Origin of the sequence: Sphingomonas adhaesiva, assembly GCF_036946125.1 — a bacterium.
In the GTDB taxonomy this organism is placed as follows: Bacteria; Pseudomonadota; Alphaproteobacteria; order Sphingomonadales; family Sphingomonadaceae; genus Sphingomonas; species Sphingomonas adhaesiva_A.
Genome location: NZ_JAQIJT010000002.1, coordinates 2086942 through 2102905 on the forward strand (window position 1 = coordinate 2086942; position 15964 = coordinate 2102905).

27 protein-coding genes are annotated in these 15964 nt (G+C 66.3%); all 27 read right to left on the bottom strand.

Annotated elements, in window-relative coordinates:
• Positions 1 to 43: 43 nt before the first annotated feature.
• Positions 44 to 583, bottom strand: coding sequence for a 50S ribosomal protein L15 (gene rplO / locus PGN23_RS16155; protein ID WP_335304063.1), 540 nt, complete (start codon positions 581 to 583; stop codon positions 44 to 46).
• Positions 584 to 684: 101 nt separating this feature from the next.
• Positions 685 to 864, bottom strand: a complete 180-nt coding sequence (gene rpmD, locus PGN23_RS16160) for a 50S ribosomal protein L30 (protein WP_335304064.1) — start codon at positions 862 to 864, stop codon at positions 685 to 687.
• A gap of 6 nt (positions 865 to 870) precedes the next feature.
• Complete coding sequence (gene rpsE / locus PGN23_RS16165; protein WP_335304065.1) at positions 871 to 1659, bottom strand: 30S ribosomal protein S5; 789 nt, start codon at positions 1657 to 1659, stop codon at positions 871 to 873.
• A gap of 3 nt (positions 1660 to 1662) precedes the next feature.
• A complete protein-coding gene (rplR, locus tag PGN23_RS16170; protein ID WP_335304066.1) occupies positions 1663 to 2013 on the bottom strand; it encodes a 50S ribosomal protein L18 in 351 nt (116 codons plus the stop codon).
• Positions 2010 to 2543 (bottom strand): 50S ribosomal protein L6, encoded by a 534-nt coding sequence (rplF, locus tag PGN23_RS16175; protein ID WP_335304067.1) that lies wholly within the window; start codon positions 2541 to 2543, stop codon positions 2010 to 2012. Before rplF ends, rplR begins: the two co-directional genes overlap by 4 nt.
• Positions 2543 to 2953, bottom strand: coding sequence for a 30S ribosomal protein S8 (gene rpsH / locus PGN23_RS16180; RefSeq protein WP_335304068.1), 411 nt, complete (start codon positions 2951 to 2953; stop codon positions 2543 to 2545). Before rpsH ends, rplF begins: the two co-directional genes overlap by 1 nt.
• A gap of 10 nt (positions 2954 to 2963) precedes the next feature.
• Complete coding sequence (rpsN, locus tag PGN23_RS16185) at positions 2964 to 3269, bottom strand: 30S ribosomal protein S14 (RefSeq protein WP_335304070.1); 306 nt, start codon at positions 3267 to 3269, stop codon at positions 2964 to 2966.
• A gap of 35 nt (positions 3270 to 3304) precedes the next feature.
• Complete coding sequence (rplE, locus tag PGN23_RS16190; protein ID WP_335304071.1) at positions 3305 to 3889, bottom strand: 50S ribosomal protein L5; 585 nt, start codon at positions 3887 to 3889, stop codon at positions 3305 to 3307.
• Positions 3882 to 4199: a 50S ribosomal protein L24 gene (gene rplX / locus PGN23_RS16195; protein ID WP_335304072.1), complete on the bottom strand. Its 318-nt coding sequence runs from the start codon at positions 4197 to 4199 to the stop codon at positions 3882 to 3884. Before rplX ends, rplE begins: the two co-directional genes overlap by 8 nt.
• Positions 4199 to 4567, bottom strand: coding sequence for a 50S ribosomal protein L14 (gene rplN / locus PGN23_RS16200; RefSeq protein ID WP_335304074.1), 369 nt, complete (start codon positions 4565 to 4567; stop codon positions 4199 to 4201). Before rplN ends, rplX begins: the two co-directional genes overlap by 1 nt.
• A gap of 182 nt (positions 4568 to 4749) precedes the next feature.
• Positions 4750 to 5022: a 30S ribosomal protein S17 gene (gene rpsQ, locus PGN23_RS16205; protein ID WP_335300359.1), complete on the bottom strand. Its 273-nt coding sequence runs from the start codon at positions 5020 to 5022 to the stop codon at positions 4750 to 4752.
• Between the two features lie 13 nt (positions 5023 to 5035).
• On the bottom strand, positions 5036 to 5239 hold the full coding sequence (gene rpmC / locus PGN23_RS16210) for a 50S ribosomal protein L29 (RefSeq protein ID WP_335304075.1): 204 nt from the start codon (positions 5237 to 5239) through the stop codon (positions 5036 to 5038).
• A 1-nt stretch (position 5240) separates the two neighbouring features.
• Positions 5241 to 5675, bottom strand: a complete 435-nt coding sequence (gene rplP / locus PGN23_RS16215) for a 50S ribosomal protein L16 (protein ID WP_335304076.1) — start codon at positions 5673 to 5675, stop codon at positions 5241 to 5243.
• A gap of 12 nt (positions 5676 to 5687) precedes the next feature.
• Positions 5688 to 6398, bottom strand: a complete 711-nt coding sequence (gene rpsC, locus PGN23_RS16220; RefSeq protein ID WP_335304077.1) for a 30S ribosomal protein S3 — start codon at positions 6396 to 6398, stop codon at positions 5688 to 5690.
• Complete coding sequence (gene rplV, locus PGN23_RS16225; protein WP_335304079.1) at positions 6398 to 6775, bottom strand: 50S ribosomal protein L22; 378 nt, start codon at positions 6773 to 6775, stop codon at positions 6398 to 6400. Before rplV ends, rpsC begins: the two co-directional genes overlap by 1 nt.
• Positions 6775 to 7050 carry a 30S ribosomal protein S19 gene (gene rpsS / locus PGN23_RS16230; RefSeq protein ID WP_335304080.1) on the bottom strand — a complete coding sequence of 92 codons (276 nt, stop codon included), beginning with the start codon at positions 7048 to 7050 and terminating at the stop codon, positions 6775 to 6777. The genes rplV and rpsS overlap by 1 nt, the downstream gene beginning before the upstream one ends.
• A complete protein-coding gene (gene rplB / locus PGN23_RS16235; RefSeq protein ID WP_335304081.1) occupies positions 7050 to 7883 on the bottom strand; it encodes a 50S ribosomal protein L2 in 834 nt (277 codons plus the stop codon). The genes rpsS and rplB overlap by 1 nt, the downstream gene beginning before the upstream one ends.
• A 1-nt stretch (position 7884) precedes the next feature.
• Positions 7885 to 8199 (bottom strand): 50S ribosomal protein L23, encoded by a 315-nt coding sequence (locus tag PGN23_RS16240; RefSeq protein ID WP_335304083.1) that lies wholly within the window; start codon positions 8197 to 8199, stop codon positions 7885 to 7887.
• Positions 8192 to 8806: a 50S ribosomal protein L4 gene (gene rplD, locus PGN23_RS16245; RefSeq protein WP_335304084.1), complete on the bottom strand. Its 615-nt coding sequence runs from the start codon at positions 8804 to 8806 to the stop codon at positions 8192 to 8194. Before rplD ends, PGN23_RS16240 begins: the two co-directional genes overlap by 8 nt.
• 3 nt (positions 8807 to 8809) lie before the next feature.
• On the bottom strand, positions 8810 to 9562 hold the full coding sequence (gene rplC, locus PGN23_RS16250; protein ID WP_335304631.1) for a 50S ribosomal protein L3: 753 nt from the start codon (positions 9560 to 9562) through the stop codon (positions 8810 to 8812).
• Between the two features lie 388 nt (positions 9563 to 9950).
• Positions 9951 to 10259 (bottom strand): 30S ribosomal protein S10, encoded by a 309-nt coding sequence (gene rpsJ, locus PGN23_RS16255; protein WP_007406109.1) that lies wholly within the window; start codon positions 10257 to 10259, stop codon positions 9951 to 9953.
• Positions 10260 to 10528: 269 nt separating this feature from the next.
• Positions 10529 to 11725, bottom strand: coding sequence for an elongation factor Tu (gene tuf, locus PGN23_RS16260; protein WP_335304085.1), 1197 nt, complete (start codon positions 11723 to 11725; stop codon positions 10529 to 10531).
• A 179-nt stretch (positions 11726 to 11904) separates the two neighbouring features.
• Entirely contained in the window at positions 11905 to 13998 is a 2094-nt protein-coding gene (fusA, locus tag PGN23_RS16265) for an elongation factor G (RefSeq protein ID WP_335304086.1), read from the bottom strand.
• Positions 13999 to 14047: 49 nt separating this feature from the next.
• Positions 14048 to 14281 (bottom strand): hypothetical protein, encoded by a 234-nt coding sequence (locus tag PGN23_RS16270; RefSeq protein WP_335304087.1) that lies wholly within the window; start codon positions 14279 to 14281, stop codon positions 14048 to 14050.
• Positions 14282 to 14310: 29 nt separating this feature from the next.
• Positions 14311 to 14781 carry a 30S ribosomal protein S7 gene (gene rpsG, locus PGN23_RS16275; protein ID WP_294300574.1) on the bottom strand — a complete coding sequence of 157 codons (471 nt, stop codon included), beginning with the start codon at positions 14779 to 14781 and terminating at the stop codon, positions 14311 to 14313.
• A gap of 62 nt (positions 14782 to 14843) precedes the next feature.
• Positions 14844 to 15215 carry a 30S ribosomal protein S12 gene (rpsL, locus tag PGN23_RS16280; protein ID WP_022691828.1) on the bottom strand — a complete coding sequence of 124 codons (372 nt, stop codon included), beginning with the start codon at positions 15213 to 15215 and terminating at the stop codon, positions 14844 to 14846.
• Between the two features lie 357 nt (positions 15216 to 15572).
• Positions 15573 to 15917, bottom strand: coding sequence for a DUF3140 domain-containing protein (locus tag PGN23_RS16285; RefSeq protein ID WP_335304088.1), 345 nt, complete (start codon positions 15915 to 15917; stop codon positions 15573 to 15575).
• Between the last annotated feature and the right edge of the window lie 47 nt (positions 15918 to 15964).

Consider the following 15964-nt stretch of genomic DNA (forward strand, 5'->3'; position numbering starts at 1 on the left):
GGCGACATGGCCGGCGCGACGCGTGTCGCCCCGGCCACAGGGATCACGCCTTGAACGACGCCTTCTTCTCCTGGCGCGCCTTGTAGGCGACGCCCTTCTTCGCCGCGGCCTTCTCGGCCGCGGGGACGACCTCGATCACGTTGACCGAACCGCCCGCCTTCTCGATCGCGGCGCGCGCGCCGGCCGACACGCCGGCCACGGTGAACGACAGCTTCGCGGAATACTCGCCCTTGGCGAGCACGCGCACGCCGTCCTTGCCGCCGCGCGCCAGACCGGCCGCCTTCAGCGCCTCGTGGTCGATGTCGCTGCCGGTCAGCTTGCCCGCGTCGACCGCCTTCTGTATCGCGCCCAGGTTCACCTCGGCATAATCCTTGGCGAAGATGTTGTTGAAGCCACGCTTCGGCAGACGCATGTGGAGCGGCATCTGGCCGCCCTCGAAGCCGGCGATGGACACGCCCTCGCGGCTCTTCTGACCCTTGACGCCGCGGCCGCCGGTCTTGCCCTTACCCGAGCCGATGCCGCGTCCGACGCGGATCTTGCGGTGACGGGCGCCCGCGTTGTCGCGGAGTTCGTTGAGCTTCATGATAGGCACTCGCTTTCGCTTTTGTCGCGCTGATGGAAAAATGAGGAAGGGGGCCGGTTAGCCCCCTTCCCCGCATATGTCACGAGTCGAATGCGGAAGGCTCAGCCCTCCACCACCTCGACCATGTGCTGCACCTTGCGGATCATGCCGCGCACCTCGGGGGTGTCCTGCAGCTCCGCGACGCGGTGCATCTTGTTCAGGCCCAGCCCGACCAGGGTCGCGCGCTGGTCCTTGGTGCGACGGATCGGGGATCCGGTCTGCTTCACCTTGATGGTCGCCATGTCGCCTTACTCCACCACGGCCGCGGCATCCGCCTCGGCGGTCTGCGCATCGGCACCGTGCGCGCGGCCCAGCAGGTCCGCGATCTTCTTGCCGCGACGCTGTGCCACCGCCTTCGGCGAGGTCTGGTTGCCCAGCGCCTCGAAGGTCGCACGGATCATGTTGTACGGGTTGGACGTGCCCACCGACTTCGTCACCACGTCGTGGACGCCCAGGCTCTCGAAGACGGCGCGCATCGGGCCGCCCGCGATGATCCCGGTGCCCTGCGGCGCCGAACGCAGCGTCACGCGGCCGGCACCGAAGTGGCCGTTGCCGTCGTGATGCAGCGTGCGGCCTTCCTTCAGCGGCACGCGGACCATCTTCTTCTTGGCCGCGGCGGTCGCCTTCGAGATCGCCTCCGGCACCTCGCGCGCCTTGCCGTGGCCGAAGCCGACGCGGCCCTTGCCGTCGCCCACGACGACCAGCGCCGCGAAGCCGAAGCGCTTGCCGCCCTTCACCGTCTTCGACACGCGGTTGATGTGGACGAGCTTCTCGATCAGCTCCTCGCCGCCGTCATCCGCACCGGGGCCGCCACGGCCGCGATTGTCGCGACCGCGGTTGCCGTCGCGACCGCCACGGTTGCCGCCGGGACCACCCGGACCGCGACCGCGACCACCGCCGCCGCCACCGCGACCGCCACGAAAGCCGCCGCCCTGGCCGCCGCCGGCGTAACCGCCGCCGGCATTGCCGCCGTCCTGCTGCTGCGCCGGGGCCGACGCCTCGGCGGTCTGCGGCTGGTTGTTTGCTTCGTCAGCCATGTCTTAGAACTCCAGTCCGGCTTCGCGCGCGGCTTCCGCCAGCGCCTTCACCCGGCCGTGAAAGAGGAAGCCGCCACGGTCGAAGACGACCTGCGTGACGCCGGCGGCCTTCGCCGCCTCCGCGACGCGCTTGCCCACCGCGGCTGCCGCCTCGATGTTGGCCGACTTGCCCTCGTGCCCCGACAGGGTCGAGGCCGAGGCCACGGTGCGGCCCTGAGCGTCGTCGATCACCTGCGCATAGATGTGCTGGCCCGAACGATGCACCGACAGACGCGGACGCGTACCCGCGCGAGCGCGCAGCGCCGTGCGGTTGCGGCGACGCCGCTTCTCGAAAAGCGAAAGACCCTTGGTCACTTCTTCTTCCCTTCCTTGCGGAAGATGAACTCGCCCGCGTACTTGATGCCCTTGCCCTTGTACGGCTCGGGCTTGCGCCAGCGGCGGATTTCCGCGGCCAGCTGACCCACGCGCTGCTTGTCGGCGCCGCTGATCTCGACCGTGGTCGCGTCGGGCGTCTTCACCTCGATGCCTTCCGGCACGTCGATGTTGACGTCGTGGCTGTAGCCCAGCTGCAGCTTCAGCGTCTTGCCCTGCGCCGCGGCGCGGTAGCCGACGCCGGTGATGAGCAGCTTCTTCGAGAAGCCCTCGGTCACGCCGGTCACCAGGTTCTGCACCAGCGTGCGCTGCATGCCCCAGAACGCGCGCGCGCGCTTGGTGTCGTTCGCCGGCTGGACGCCGATCGAATCCGCCTGCACGTCGTACGAGATCAGGTCCGACAGCGGCATCGTCAGCGTGCCCTTGGGGCCCTTGACCGACAGCTCGTTGCCGTTGCGGGTCGCGGTCACGCCCGAAGGAATGGCGACCGCCTTCTTGCCGATGCGGCTCATCAGAACACCTCCGCCAGCACTTCGCCGCCGACGTTCTGCTCGCGTGCTTCCGCATCGGACAGCACGCCGCGCGGCGTCGAGACGATGGTGATGCCCAGGCCGTTCATCACGCGCGGCAGGTCCTGCGACCCGCTGTAGATGCGGCGGCCGGGCTTGGAGACGCGCGCGACATGCTTGATCGCGGGCTGGCCCTCGAAATACTTCAGCTCGATGCGCACGCCCTTGGTCGTGGCACCCTTGCCCAGCGCCAGCTCTTCCTCGGAATAGCCGCGGATGTAGCCCTCGCGCTGGAGCACATCGAGCACGCGGACGCGCAGCTTCGACGCGGGCGACAGGACGCTGTCCTTCTTCGCGCGCTGGCCGTTGCGGATGCGGGTGAGCAGGTCACCCAGGGGATCGGTCACTGCCATGATCGTATCCTTACCAGCTCGACTTCGTGAGGCCCGGGATCAGGCCCTTGTTGGCCAGATCGCGCAGCATGACACGGGCGAGCCCGAACTTGCGGTAGTAGGCGCGCGGACGCCCGGTCAGCGCGCAGCGGTTGCGGATACGCGTGGGATTCGCGTTGCGCGGCAGCTCGGCCATCTTGAGGCGCGCGATGAGACGCTCGGTCTCGTCGAGCGACTCGTCGTTCGCCTGCGCCTTCAGCTTCGCCAGCTTCGGCGCATATTGCGCCACGAGCTTCTTGCGACGCTCGTTCTTGTTCACGGAACTCAGTTTCGCCATGGACTTAAGCTCTCTTTGTCAAAACGCGAAGGCGGTCATGCCGCCTTCTTCTCTTCGCCCGATTCCTCGATCGGGAACGGGAAGCCGAACAGGCGGAGCAGCTCGCGCGCCTCGTCGTCCGTCTTCGCGGTCGTGGTGACGATCACGTCCATGCCGCGCACCTTGTCGACGCGGTCATAGCTGATCTCGGGGAACACGATCTGCTCCTTGATGCCGCAGGCATAGTTGCCGCGGCCGTCGAAGGACTTCGGGTTGAGACCACGGAAGTCGCGCACGCGCGGCAGCGCGATCGTGATGAAGCGGTCGAGGAACTCGTACATGCGCTCGCGACGCAGCGTCACCTTGACGCCGATCGGCATGCCCTCGCGCAGCTTGAACTGCGCGATCGACTTCTTCGCCTTGGTGATGACCGGCTTCTGGCCCGCGATCAGCTCCATCTCGGACGCGGCCTGGTCGACGCGCTTCTTGTCCTGGGTCGCTTCGCCCACGCCCATGTTCAGCACGATCTTCTCGATCCGCGGAATCTCGAGCGCGTTCTTGTAGCCGAACTTGTCGGTCATCGCCTTGATGATGCGATCGTCGTAGATCGCCTTCATGCGGGGCTTGTAGGCATCAGCCATCGATCTTCTCCCCGGTCTTGACGGCGACACGAACCTTCTTGCCGTCCTGGGTCTCGAAACGGACGCGGGTCGGCTTGCCGTCGGCGGTCACGTGCGCGACCTTCGAGATGTGCAGCGGCGCCTCGATGCGCTCCAGCCCGCCCTGCGGGTTCGCCTGGCTCGGCTTGCGGTGGCGGGTCGCGACGTTCACGCCCTCGACCACGACCTTGCCGTCCTTCGGCAGCGCCGTCGTGACGGTGCCGGTCTTGCCCTTGTCCTTGCCGGACAGGACGACGACGCGGTCGCCCTTCTTGATCTTCGCGGCGGCCATTACAGCACCTCCGGCGCCAGAGAGATGATCTTCATGTGCTTCTTGCCGCGCAGCTCGCGCACGACCGGGCCGAAGATACGGGTGCCGATCGGCTCCTCGTTCTTGTTGACCAGCACCGCGGCGTTGCCGTCGAAACGGATCACCGAACCGTCGGCACGACGGATGTCCTTGGCGGTGCGCACGATGACGGCACGGTGCACGTCACCCTTCTTCACCTTGCCCCGGGGCTGCGCTTCCTTGACGCTGACGACGATGATGTCGCCGACGCTGGCCGTGCGACGCTTCGAGCCGCCCAGCACCTTGATGCACTGCACCCGCTTCGCGCCGCTGTTGTCAGCGACGTCGAGATTGGATTGCATCTGGATCATCGATCCGCTTCCTTCTCGCTCATGGGGTGGATACCGACCCAGCCCCGCCTAAAAAATGACCCCCGGCAGCGGGCGGACCCGCGCCAGGGGGAGCGGCCCCATAGCCACTCCGGCGGCGGATGGCAATGCCCCCGCCCCCTCGCCCGTCGATCGCCCCGGCGCCAGGCCGGGGCGACGATCGATCAGCCGTCGATCTCGACCCGCTCGGGCGACACGTGCGTGTTGACGCGCGCGATCACCTTCCAGGTCTTCAGCTTGGAGATCGGCGCGGTCTCTTCGATGCGCACGGTCTCGCCCGCCTTGTACTCGTTCGCCTCGTCATGGGCGTGATACTTCTTCGAGCGGCGGATGATCTTGCCGTAGAGCGGGTGCTTCACCTTGCGCTCGACGTTCACCACCACGGTCTTCTCGCCCTTGTCGGACACGACCAGCCCGGTCAGCACGCGCTTCGGCATGTGCTCGGTTCCCTTACTTGCCGGACGCAGCGTTGCGCTGCGCCTGGATGGTCTTGATGCGGGCGATGTCCTTGCGGACCTCGCGCACGCGGCTCGGCTTCTCCAGCTGGCTGGTCGCGGCCTGGAAGCGCAGGTTGAACTGCTCGCGCTTCAGGTTGCCCAGCGTCTCGCCCAGCTGGTCGTCGCTCTGCCCGGTCAAATCGATCTTCTTCGCCATCTCACTCACCCCCGAGGTGCGACGTGTCGCCGAGGCGCGCCACGACCTTGGTCTTGATCGGCAGCTTCATCGCGGCGCGCTCGAACGCCTCCGCGGCCAGCGGCCCTGCGACGCCGTCCAGCTCGAACAGGATCCGGCCCGGCTTGACGCGCGCGGCCCAGAATTCCGGCGAGCCCTTGCCCGAGCCCATGCGGACTTCGGCCGGCTTCGACGACACCGGCACGTCCGGGAACACGCGGATCCACAGACGCCCCTGGCGCTTGATGTGACGCGTGATCGCGCGGCGGGCCGCCTCGATCTGGCGCGCGGTGATACGCTCCGGCTCCATCGCCTTGAGGCCATAGGAGCCGAAGTTCAGCGACGTGCCGCCCTTGGCGTCGCCGTGGATACGGCCCTTGAACGCCTTGCGGAACTTGGTGCGCTTCGGTTGCAGCATTGCTCTATTTCCTTAGCGGCGATGGTCGTCGCGCGCCGGGCGCACGCCGGAGGTCTGGGCCTCCATCATCAGGCGATCGGTCGCGAGCGGGTCGTGACCCAGGATCTCGCCCTTGAACACCCACACCTTGACGCCGCAGACGCCATAGGCGGTGTGCGCCTCGGCATGAGCGTAGTCGATGTTGGCGCGCAGCGTGTGCAGCGGCACGCGGCCCTCGCGATAGCTCTCCGAACGCGCGATTTCCGCACCGCCCAGACGGCCGCCGCAATACACCTTGATGCCGTCGGCACCCAGGCGCATCGCGGACTGCACCGCGCGCTTCATCGCGCGGCGGAACGCGATACGACGCTCCAGCTGGTCGGCGATGCCCTGCGCGATCAGCTTGGCATCGACCTCCGGCTTGCGGATCTCGACGATGTTCAGCGACACGTCCGAGCTGGTCATCGCGCCGAGGGTCTTCCTCAGCTTCTCGATGTCCGAGCCCTTCTTGCCGATGATGACGCCGGGACGCGCCGCGAAGATCGAGATGCGGCACAGCTTGGCCGGACGGTCGATCACCACCTTCGAGATCGCGGCCTGCGGCAGCGTCTTCAGGATGTACTCGCGGATCTTCAGATCCTCGAGCAGCAGGCGCTTGTAGTCCGCACCCTCGGCGTACCAGCGGCTGTCCCAGGTGCGGTTGATCTGCAGACGCAGACCGATCGGGTTGCTCTTGTGACCCATTACGCTTCTTCCTGCTCGCGCACGACGATCCGCAGCCGCGAGAACGGCTTCAGGATGCGGGTGGACTTGCCGCGGCCGCGCGTGGCGAACCGCTTCATCACGATCGACTTGCCGACCGACGCCTCCGCGACGACGAGCGCGTCGACGTCGAGGTTGTGGTTGTTCTCGGCATTGGCGATGGCCGAGGCCAGCACCTTGCGCGCGTCGATCGCCATGGACTTCTTCGAGAAGGCCAGGATGTTCATCGCGTCGCCGACCTTGCGGCCGCGGATCAGCGCGGCGACCAGGCCCAGCTTCTGCGCCGAACCACGGATCTGCGTGCCGACCGACAAGGCTTCCTTGTCGCCGACCTTGCGGGGGGACTGAGGCTTGCTCATCAGCGCTTGCCCTTCTTGTCAGCCGCGTGACCCGGGAAATAACGGGTCGGCGCGAACTCGCCGAGCTTCATGCCGACCATGTCCTCGTTGACCGAGACGGGCACGAACTTGCGGCCATTGTAGACGGAGAACGTGAGACCCACGAACGACGGCAGGATGGTGGAGCGGCGCGACCAGGTCTTGATCGGCGCGCGGCCACCGGCGTCCTGCGCGGCTTCGGCCTTCTTGAGCAGGCTCAGTTCGACGAACGGGCCCTTCCAGACGGAGCGCGCCATTACTTCTTCCTCGCGTGACGGCTACGGATAATCATCTTGTCCGTCGCCTTGTTGTGGCGCGTGCGCGCACCCTTGGTCGGCTTGCCCCACGGCGTGACCGGGTGACGGCCGCCCGAGGTCCGGCCTTCACCACCGCCGTGCGGGTGGTCGACCGGGTTTTTCGCAACACCGCGCGTCAGCGGGCGCTTGCCCATCCAGCGCGAACGGCCCGCCTTGCCGAGGTTCTGGTTCTGGTTGTCCGGGTTGGACACCGCCCCCACGGTCGCCATGCAATCGGCGTGGATATAGCGCTGCTCGCCCGAGTTCAGGCGGACCATCACCATGCCCTTGTCGCGACCGACGACCTGCACGTAGGTGCCGGCCGACCGCGCGATCTGACCACCCTTGCCCGGCTTCATCTCCACGTTGTGGACGATGGTGCCGACGGGGACCTGGCCGATCTCCATCGCGTTGCCCGGCTTGGTGTCGGCCTTCTTCGCCGCGATCACCTTGTCGCCCGGCGCCAGCCGCTGCGGCGCGATGATATACGCCTGCTCGCCGTCCGGGTACGACACCAGCGCGATGAACGCGGTGCGGTTCGGATCATACTCCAGCCGCTCGACGGTGCCCTCGACGTCCCACTTGCGACGCTTGAAGTCGACGTAGCGGTACTTCTGCTTGTGGCCGCCCGCGATGCCGCGGCTGGTCACATGGCCCTTGTTGTTGCGGCCGCCGGTCTTGTTCTTGCCCTCGGTCAGCGCCTTGACGGGCTTGCCCTTCCACAGCGACGACTTGTCGACGAGGATGAGGCCGCGCTGCGCGGGCGAGGTCGGATTGTAATGCTTGAGTGCCATGTTACTTGGCCCCCTCGGTAACGTCGATCGACTGGCCTTCGCCCAGCGTCACGATCGCCTTCTTGACGTCGGAGCGACGGTAGGGCGCACCCTTCCAGCGCTTGGTCTTGCCCTTCTGGACGATGGTGTTCACGCCGACGACGCGCACGTCGAACAGCGCTTCCACCGCCGCCTTGATCTCGGGCTTGGTCGCCTTGTTGGCGACCTTGAAGACCACCGCATTCTGCTCGGAGAGCAGGGTCGCCTTCTCGGTGATGTGCGGCGCGACAATCACGTCGTAATGACGGTTGTCGATCGCCTTTGCCGGCTTAGCCATTGAAGCGCGCCTCCAGCTTCTCGACCGCCGCGCGCGTCAGCACCAGCGTGTCTGCCTTGATGATGTCGTAGACGTTCGCACCGACCGCGGGCAGCAGGTCCACGCCCGGCAGGTTGCGACCGGCGCGGAAGCTCTCGCCCGCCTCGCCGTCGATCACCAGCGTGCGCTTGCCCGTGTTCAGCGTGGCGAAGTGACCCTTCAGGTCCTTCGTCTTCTGCACCTCGAACCCGTCGAGCACGATCAGCGAGCCGGCCTTCGCATGGCTGCTGAGCGCCATCTTCAGACCGAGCGCGCGGATCTTCTTGTTCAGACCCGGATTGAAGTCGCGGACGCGGGCGCCGTGCGCCTTGCCGCCGCCGATGAACACCGGCGCGCGGCGATCGCCGTGACGGGCCACGCCGCCGCCCTTCTGGCGACCGAGCTTCTTGCCCGAGCGCGCGACGTCCGAACGCTCGCGGGTGCCGCGCGCGGTGGCGCGACGCTTCTCGAGCTGCCAGGTCACGACGCGGTGCAGGATGTCGGCGCGCGGATCGAGGCCGAAGACCTCGTCGTTGAGCTCGATGTCCGCTGCGTCGGTGCCGGCAAAGGAGGAAACCTTGACCTTCACTTCTTAGCCCTCCTGGCCGTCGGTCGCGGTCGCGTCCGCCGAAGTCTCGGCCGGCGTATCCGCTGCGGTGTTGCTGTTGGCCGCCTGCTTCAGGCTGGCCGGGTACGGAGCGTCCGCGTGGCGATCGAGCTTGACCGCATCCTTCACGAACAGCCAGCCGCCCTTCGAACCGGGGACCGAACCCTTCACGAAGATCAGACCGCGCTCGACGTCGGTGCCGACGATCTCGAGGTTCTGCTGCGTGCGGTTCTTGTCGCCCATGTGGCCGGCCATCTTCTTGTTCTTGAAGACGCGACCCGGATCCTGGCGGTTGCCGGTCGAACCGTGCGAACGGTGGCTGACCGAAACGCCGTGCGTCGCGCGCAGACCGCCGAAGTTCCAGCGCTTCATGGCGCCGGCGAAGCCCTTGCCCTGCGTGCGACCCTGGATGTCGACGTACTGGCCGGCGACGAAATGGTCCGCCGACAACTCGGCGCCGACGTCGAGGAGGTTGTCCTCGCTCACGCGGAACTCGTGGACGATCGCCTTGGGCTCCACCTCGGCCTTGCCGAAGTGGCCGCGCTGCGGCTTGGCGACATTCTTTGCCTTGGCGACACCGGCGCCAAGCTGGACGGCGGTATAGCCGTCACGATCCATCTCGCGGCGGGCGACGACCTGAAGCGCCTCGATCTGCAGGACGGTGACCGGCACGTGCCGACCGTCATCCTGGAACAGGCGGGTCATCCCCATTTTCTTCGCGATCACGCCAGTACGCATGACCTCGTGCTCCTTGACAGAGGCACCCACGGGCCCATCCCATGGGTGCTTGTGACCACCGGCTCGCGCCGGCGATCGGTTCAGCCCGGAAATGCGAAGCGTGCCCCCGTCCCGGGCTGGGCGCTCCCCACGACGGGAAGCAGACGGGAGACGCTGTCCCGGCAGCCCGAAGGCGGCCGGCGGTATCTCTATTGTCGCCATGCCGGCGTCGTGGCCGGCATCTCATCGGGTCCGGCGATACGCCCGTTCCCGCAAAGATCCCGCCGGACGACGGGATGACGCGAAGGGGACGAGACTCACCCCTCGCGAGAAGCCGCGCGTTTAGGCCAACCTGTTGACGCAGTCAACAGGGACCCCGGCCTTCGCCGGGGCCAAAGGCAAGCTTGCTTCAAGCAAGCTTGATCTCGACGTCAACACCGGCCGCCAGGTCGAGCTTCATCAGCGCGTCGACGGTCTGCGGGGTCGGCTGCACGATGTCGAGCATGCGCTTGTAGGTGCGCACCTCGAACTGCTCGCGCGACTTCTTGTCGATGTGCGGACCGCGGTTGACGGTGAACTTCTCGATGCGGGTCGGCAGCGGGATCGGGCCGCGGATGAGCGCGCCGGTACGGCGTGCGGTGTCGGCGATGTCGCCGGTCGCCTGGTCGAGCACGCGATGGTCGAACGCCTTCAGGCGGATGCGGATGTTGCTGTCCATATTCCCTACCGATAACTGCGGTCACGACCCCGGCCGTTACCCCGGGCCGAAGACCGGAGACTCGCGCCGCAGGTGGAAGCACCGGCGGGATGAGATCCCCCTCGCAAGGCCTGGGCCTCCAAGGAAGAAACGGAGAAAGAGCCGCAACTCGAATTTCGAAGGGGCGCCAATAACGGCGCCCTCATAAAAAGGCAACGCCCGCCGCACAAAAAACGTGCGGCGGGCGGAACCTTTTGCGGTGGGCCGCCGAGGCGGCCCGCCGGACCAGCTTACTTCGAGATCGCGCTGACCACGCCCGCACCCACGGTGCGGCCACCCTCGCGGATGGTGAAGCGCTGGCCGACGTCCATCGCGATCGGGGCGATCAGCTTGATGCCGAGCGCCACGTTGTCGCCGGGCATGACCATCTCGGTGCCCTCGGGCAGCTCGACGGTGCCGGTCACGTCGGTCGTGCGGAAGTAGAACTGCGGGCGATAGTTGGCGAAGAACGGCGTGTGACGGCCACCCTCGTCCTTCGACAGCACGTACACCTCCGACGAGAAGTCGGTGTGCGGCTTGATCGAGCCGGGCTTGCAGAGCACCTGGCCGCGCTCGACCTCGTCACGCGCCACGCCGCGGATCAGCGCACCGACGTTGTCGCCGGCCTGGCCCTGGTCGAGCAGCTTGCGGAACATCTCGACGCCGGTGACGGTGGTCTTGCGGACGGTCGGGTGGATACCGACGATCTCGACTTCCTCGCCGACCTTCACGATGCCGGTCTCGACACGGCCGGTGACGACGGTGCCGCGACCCGAGATCGAGAACACGTCCTCGATCGGCATCATGAACGGCTTGTCGAGCGGACGCTCCGGCTGCGGGATGTAGTCGTCGACCGCCTGCATCAGCTCCATCACCGCGTCGGTGCCGAGCTTCTGGTTCGAACCCGACAGCGCGCAGGTGGCCGAGCCCTTGATGATCGGAATGTCGTCGCCCGGGAACTCGTACGAGCTCAGCAGCTCGCGGACTTCCAGCTCGACCAGCTCGAGGATTTCCTCGTCGTCGACCAGATCGACCTTGTTCATGAACACGACCATCGCCGGCACGCCGACCTGGCGCGCGAGCAGGATGTGCTCGCGGGTCTGCGGCATCGGGCCGTCGGTGGCCGACACGACCAGGATCGCGCCGTCCATCTGCGCCGCGCCGGTGATCATGTTCTTCACATAATCGGCGTGGCCGGGGCAGTCGACGTGCGCATAGTGGCGGTTCGCCGTCTCGTACTCGACGTGCGCGGTCGAGATCGTGATGCCGCGCTCGCGCTCTTCCGGCGCCTTGTCGATGTTCGCGAAGTCGACCGCGGCGTTGCCCGCGACGTTCTCCGCCAGCACCTTCGTGATCGCTGCGGTCAGCGAGGTCTTGCCATGGTCGACGTGACCGATGGTGCCGATGTTGAGGTGCGGCTTGGTCCGCTCAAACTTAGCCTTGGCCATTGTTTCCCTACCTTCTTGGATTCGTCTTCGCGAACGGAGCCGCGCCAGAACGCGGCCCCATAGCGAACCGTTTTCGATATTGCTACCCCGTCATGCCGGCCTTGAGCCGGCATCCCGCTTCTTTCGCCCACGAAGAGGAAGCGGGACCCCGGCTCGAGGCCGGGGTGACGGTCATCTCATCAGGCGAGCTTCGCCTTGACTTCATCGGCCACGTTCTGCGGCACTTCGTCATAGTGCGAGAACTGCATCGAGTAGCTCGCGCGGCCCTGCGTGAACGACCGCAGCGAGTTGACGTAGCCGAACATGTTGGCGAGCGGCACCATCGCGGTCACCGCCTGCGCGTTGCCGCGCGTGTCGGTGCCCTGGATCTGGCCACGGCGCGAGTTCATGTCGCCGATGACATCGCCCAGATAGTCCTCCGGGGTGACGACCTCGACCTTCATGACCGGCTCGAGCAGGGTGATGCCCGACTTCTGCGCGGCCTCGCGCATCGCGCCGCGCGCGGTGATCTCGAACGCCAGCGCCGACGAGTCGACGTCGTGATACGCACCGTCATAGAGCGTGATCTCGAAGTCGATGATCGGGAAGCCGACCAGCGAGCCGGTCGCCGCCGTCTCGCGGAAGCCCTTCTCGATCGCGGGGATATATTCCTTCGGAATGTTACCGCCCTTGATCTCGTCCTTGAAGATGATGCCCGCGCCGCGCTCGCCCGGGGTCAGCTTCACCTTCACGCGGCCAAACTGGCCGGTGCCGCCCGACTGCTTCTTGTGCGTGTAGTCGATGTCGACCGGCTTCTTGAGGTACTCGCGATACGCCACCTGCGGCGCACCGACGTTCGCCTCGACCTTGAACTCGCGCTTCATGCGGTCGACCAGGATCTCGAGGTGGAGCTCGCCCATCCCCTTGATGATGGTCTGGCCCGATTCGTGGTCGGTCGACACGCGGAACGAGGGATCCTCGGCGGCCAGGCGGTTGAGCGCGATGCCCATCTTCTCCTGGTCGGCCTTGGTCTTGGGCTCCACCGACAGCTCGATCACGGGCTCGGGGAATTCCATCCGCTCCAGGATGATCGGGTGCGCCGGGTCGCACAGCGTGTCGCCTGTCGTCGTCTCCTTCAGGCCCGCGATCGCGACGATGTCGCCCGCACGCGCCTCGTCGATGTCCTCACGCGAGTTCGCGTGCATGAGGAGCATGCGGCCGATCTTTTCCTTCTTGTCCTTCACCGAGTTCAGGTAGCCGCCCTTCACCAGGACGCCCGAATAGATGCGCGCGAAGGTCAGCGAGCCGACGAAGGGATCGTTCATGATCTTGAACGCCAGCGCCGAGAACGGCGCCTCGTCCGAGGACGGACGCTCGTCCGGCGTCTCGCCGTCGAGCTTCACGCCCTTGATCGCCGGCACGTCGAGCGGCGACGGCAGGAAGTCTACCACCGCGTCGAGCAGCGGCTGGACGCCCTTGTTCTTGAACGCCGAGCCGCAGACGACCGGCACGAACGACATGTTGAGCGTGCCCTTGCGGATCAGCGCCTTCAGCGTCTTCGTGTCGGGCTCGTTGCCCTCCAGATACGCCTCCATCGCCTCGTCGTCCTGCTCGACGGCGAGCTCGATCAGGTCGTTGCGATACTTCGCCGCCTTCTCGGCCATGTCGTCGGGGATCGGCTGATATTCGAACTTCGCGCCCAGCGACTCCTCAAGCCAGATGATCGCGCGGTTCTCGACCAGGTCGACCAGGCCCTTGAACCCGCCCTCGATACCGATCGGCAGGTACAGCACCGCCGGCTTCGCCCCCAGGCGATCGATGATCGACTGGACGCAGAAGTAGAAATCGGCGCCGGTGCGGTCGAGCTTGTTGACGAAGCACATGCGCGGCACGCCGTACTTGTCGGCCTGACGCCACACCGTCTCGGACTGCGGCTCCACGCCGGCGACGCCGTCGAAGCACGCCACCGCGCCGTCGAGCACGCGCAGCGAACGCTCGACCTCGATCGTGAAGTCGACGTGGCCCGGCGTGTCGATGATGTTGATGAGGTGCTCGGGCCCCTTGCCCTCCTCGGCCTTCCACTTGCAGGTGGTGGCAGCCGAGGTGATCGTGATCCCGCGCTCCTGCTCCTGCTCCATCCAGTCCATCGTCGCGGTGCCTTCGTGCACTTCGCCGATCTTGTAGGACTTGCCGGTGTAATAGAGGATGCGCTCGGTCGTCGTCGTCTTGCCGGCGTCGATGTGCGCCATGATGCCGATATTGCGATACAGTTCGAGCGGATGGCTGCGGGCCATGATCGTGGTCCTTGCGTTGGATTGTCTGCGCGCCCGGCGGACCGGGATATTAGGGGAAGAACAGCTTTGCGATCGCCGCACCTGCACCCAGCAGACCGGCGATGGCGATCAGGCCCTGGAACACCGTCGCAAACGGAACGGCCTTCGTTTCGGCGCCGACCTTGTTGGCCCCGGCCAGCAGCTTCCGCGTCTCCGCCGACATCTTCTCGACTTCCTCGATCGCGCGCACAATCCTCATGCGCTGCTCCTCGAAGTCGAGATTGCCGGTCGGTTGGGTCGCCACTGGCCTAGCCTCCAAGCCTTATATAGCGCTTACCAGCGATAATGCGAGAACGCGCGGTTCGCTTCCGCCATGCGGTGCGTGTCCTCGCGCTTCTTCACCGCGTTGCCGCGGTTGTTGGCGGCATCCATCAGCTCGCCCGACAGGCGCGCCGACATGGTGTTCTCGCTGCGGCCGCGCGCCGCGGAGATCAGCCAGCGGATCGCCAGCGCCTGTGCACGCTCGGGACGCACCTCGACCGGCACCTGGTAGGTCGCACCGCCGACGCGGCGCGAACGGACCTCGATGCCCGGCTTGATGTTGTTCAGCGCATCGTGGAACACGCCGATCGGCTCGCGCTTGGCGCGGGTCTCGACCGTGTTGAGCGCGGAATAGACGATGCCTTCGGCGACGGACTTCTTGCCGTCCAGCATCACCGAATTCATGAACTTGGAGAGAACCTCATCACCATAGACGGGGTCCGGCAGAATTTCCCGCTTTTCGGGGCGACGACGACGAGCCATCTCAGATTTCCTTCTTGAACTTCAGCGAACCCGGAACACGTCCGGCGCTTACTCTGGCTGAATTACTTCGGACGCTTCGCGCCGTACTTCGAGCGGCTCTGCTTGCGGTCCTTCACGCCCTGCGTGTCGAGGACGCCGCGCAGCACGTGGTAGCGCACGCCGGGAAGGTCGCGCACACGGCCGCCGCGGATCAGCACCACCGAGTGCTCCTGCAGGTTGTGGCCTTCGCCCGGGATGTAGCTGATGACCTCGCGCTGGTTGGTCAGGCGGACCTTGGCCACCTTGCGCAGCGCCGAGTTCGGCTTCTTCGGGGTCGTGGTGTAGACACGGGTGCAGACGCCGCGCTTCTGCGGGTTCTGCTCCATCGCAGGAACCTTGCTCTTGGCCTTCTGCGGGTCGCGGCCCTTGCGGACCAGCTGGTTGATCGTCGGCATTGAAGCCTTCACCTTTCTTGAGGTTACTTTGCTGGAGCCATCACAAGCTATACGGAATACGAAAAGGACCATCGGCCACCGTCGCCGGCGCCTTCGGCCCTTAATGCATCCAGCAATGTTCAAGCGTCGCGGCGGGAGTCGCTCCCGTCGGACCGGCGCGCTATACCTACCACCGCCCCCGCGGTCAATCCGCGCTACTTTTGGGGCCTTTGCAAAAAAGGTGCAACGGCACCCAGCCCACGCCGTGCTCCTGCGCAGGCAGGAGCCCCAGGCCAGGCGGAACAACGCCTTATGGGACCTGCAACTCCGGGCTCCTGCCTGCGCAGGAGCACGGCGTCGCCTTTGACAAAGGTCCCGCTACTTTTCGGGGTCGTGGCCCCAGTTCATCAGCGAATAGCGCCAGTCGGAATGCGCCGCGTCCTTCTTCGGCCCGCCCTGCGCCAGATGACGGTGCACATAGCTCACCACCTTCTTCATATGCGCATAATCGTCGTCGGTGAGATCGACCTTCTTCTTGCGCTTGATCGCGACGATGCGGCGGCCGGACTGGTGGCCGACGCTTTCACCCTTTCCGTCGCCGCCCTCGCCCTTCCAGCCGACCCGCTTGCTGTCGTCGGTGTCGAGCCACTTTTCCAGGTCGGCCGGCGCCATGTTGACCGCCTCGGCAAAGTCCTTCGCGATCGCATCGTGGTCGTCGGCCATGCCCTGTCTCCTCTGCCCCGTCCAAAGCGCGAGCGGGCGACGGGTTC

What these genes read in the sequence shown, in the direction of transcription:
- rplB (WP_335304081.1), bottom strand. Translation starts at nt 7,883, where the DNA reads ATGGCACTCAAGCATTACAATCCGACCTCGCCCGCGCAGCGCGGCCTC.
- PGN23_RS16240 (WP_335304083.1), bottom strand. Translation starts at nt 8,199, where the DNA reads ATGGCTAAGCCGGCAAAGGCGATCGACAACCGTCATTACGACGTGATT.
- rplE (WP_335304071.1), bottom strand. Translation starts at nt 3,889, where the DNA reads ATGGCTGATGCCTACAAGCCCCGCATGAAGGCGATCTACGACGATCGC.
- rplO (WP_335304063.1), bottom strand. Translation starts at nt 583, where the DNA reads ATGAAGCTCAACGAACTCCGCGACAACGCGGGCGCCCGTCACCGCAAG.
- rpsG (WP_294300574.1), bottom strand. Translation starts at nt 14,781, where the DNA reads ATGGCTCGTCGTCGTCGCCCCGAAAAGCGGGAAATTCTGCCGGACCCC.
- tuf (WP_335304085.1), bottom strand. Translation starts at nt 11,725, where the DNA reads ATGGCCAAGGCTAAGTTTGAGCGGACCAAGCCGCACCTCAACATCGGC.
- rplF (WP_335304067.1), bottom strand. Translation starts at nt 2,543, where the DNA reads ATGAGCCGCATCGGCAAGAAGGCGGTCGCCATTCCTTCGGGCGTGACC.
- rplV (WP_335304079.1), bottom strand. Translation starts at nt 6,775, where the DNA reads ATGAGCAAGCCTCAGTCCCCCCGCAAGGTCGGCGACAAGGAAGCCTTG.
- rpsE (WP_335304065.1), bottom strand. Translation starts at nt 1,659, where the DNA reads ATGGCTGACGAAGCAAACAACCAGCCGCAGACCGCCGAGGCGTCGGCC.
- PGN23_RS16285 (WP_335304088.1), bottom strand. Translation starts at nt 15,917, where the DNA reads ATGGCCGACGACCACGATGCGATCGCGAAGGACTTTGCCGAGGCGGTC.
- rpsL (WP_022691828.1), bottom strand. Translation starts at nt 15,215, where the DNA reads ATGCCGACGATCAACCAGCTGGTCCGCAAGGGCCGCGACCCGCAGAAG.
- rplP (WP_335304076.1), bottom strand. Translation starts at nt 5,675, where the DNA reads ATGCTGCAACCGAAGCGCACCAAGTTCCGCAAGGCGTTCAAGGGCCGT.
- rpmC (WP_335304075.1), bottom strand. Translation starts at nt 5,239, where the DNA reads ATGGCGAAGAAGATCGATTTGACCGGGCAGAGCGACGACCAGCTGGGC.
- rpsJ (WP_007406109.1), bottom strand. Translation starts at nt 10,259, where the DNA reads ATGGACAGCAACATCCGCATCCGCCTGAAGGCGTTCGACCATCGCGTG.
- rpmD (WP_335304064.1), bottom strand. Translation starts at nt 864, where the DNA reads ATGGCGACCATCAAGGTGAAGCAGACCGGATCCCCGATCCGTCGCACC.
- rpsH (WP_335304068.1), bottom strand. Translation starts at nt 2,953, where the DNA reads ATGGCAGTGACCGATCCCCTGGGTGACCTGCTCACCCGCATCCGCAAC.
- rplC (WP_335304631.1), bottom strand. Translation starts at nt 9,562, where the DNA reads ATGCGTACTGGCGTGATCGCGAAGAAAATGGGGATGACCCGCCTGTTC.
- rpsS (WP_335304080.1), bottom strand. Translation starts at nt 7,050, where the DNA reads ATGGCGCGCTCCGTCTGGAAGGGCCCGTTCGTCGAACTGAGCCTGCTC.
- fusA (WP_335304086.1), bottom strand. Translation starts at nt 13,998, where the DNA reads ATGGCCCGCAGCCATCCGCTCGAACTGTATCGCAATATCGGCATCATG.
- rpsQ (WP_335300359.1), bottom strand. Translation starts at nt 5,022, where the DNA reads ATGCCGAAGCGCGTGCTGACCGGGCTGGTCGTGTCCGACAAGGGCGAG.
- rpsN (WP_335304070.1), bottom strand. Translation starts at nt 3,269, where the DNA reads ATGGCGAAACTGAGTTCCGTGAACAAGAACGAGCGTCGCAAGAAGCTC.
- rpsC (WP_335304077.1), bottom strand. Translation starts at nt 6,398, where the DNA reads ATGGGTCACAAGAGCAACCCGATCGGTCTGCGTCTGCAGATCAACCGC.
- rplX (WP_335304072.1), bottom strand. Translation starts at nt 4,199, where the DNA reads ATGGCCGCCGCGAAGATCAAGAAGGGCGACCGCGTCGTCGTCCTGTCC.
- rplN (WP_335304074.1), bottom strand. Translation starts at nt 4,567, where the DNA reads ATGATCCAGATGCAATCCAATCTCGACGTCGCTGACAACAGCGGCGCG.